General features: G+C 42.7%; 2 pseudogenes. Both read left to right on the top strand.

Annotated elements, in window-relative coordinates:
• Positions 1 to 87: 87 nt before the first annotated feature.
• A pseudogene (locus tag DAE25_RS22825) lies at positions 88 to 381 on the top strand (YceD family protein); the annotation flags it as partial.
• Positions 382 to 398: 17 nt separating this feature from the next.
• A pseudogene (gene rpmF, locus DAE25_RS22830) lies at positions 399 to 568 on the top strand (50S ribosomal protein L32).
• The last annotated feature ends 99 nt before the right edge of the window (positions 569 to 667 follow it).

Consider the following 667-nt stretch of genomic DNA (forward strand, 5'->3'; position numbering starts at 1 on the left):
GGTTACCGTGATTGATTCAAGTACCGATCGTATTCGAGCAGCGGCTACTTTCGGGTTTAAAGTGTATTATGGGGCCAACGATGCGGTAACCCGTTTACACAAACGCTTGACTGTTCGTTTTGTTTCAGTCCGGTGTCCAATATGGATCAGGCGGACAATTTGCCCGAAATTTATGAACCAATCGAAGTAAACGAGTTCGGTGAAGTAAATTTACTAGATATGATCGAAGATGGATTTATCATCGAATTGCCTCTAGTCCCGATGCATAGTGAAGAACACTGTGAAGTGTCCGTGAGTGAACAGGTGTTTGGCGAATTGCCTGAAGAATTGGCGAAAAAACCTAACCCGTTCGCTGTATTAGCTAATTTAAAGAAAAACTAGATCTAGGAGTATAGCCAATGGCTGTTCAACAAAATAAAAAATCTCGTTCACGTCGTGATATGCGTCGTTCACATGATGCATTAACAACAGCAGCAGTTTCAGTAGATAAACAACTGGTGAAACTCACTTACGTCACCATGTAACTGCTGACGGTTACTACCGTGGTCGTAAAGTAATCAACAAATAATCTCGGTTAGTTTCGAGGTATCAGTTGAATCGTCTAACCCTTGCGTTAGATGTGATGGGCGGGGACTTTGGTCCCCGTATTACTATCCCGGCATTATCT

Source organism: Nocardioides terrigena, assembly GCF_003047265.1.
In the GTDB taxonomy this organism is placed as follows: Bacteria; Actinomycetota; Actinomycetes; order Propionibacteriales; family Nocardioidaceae; genus Nocardioides; species Nocardioides terrigena.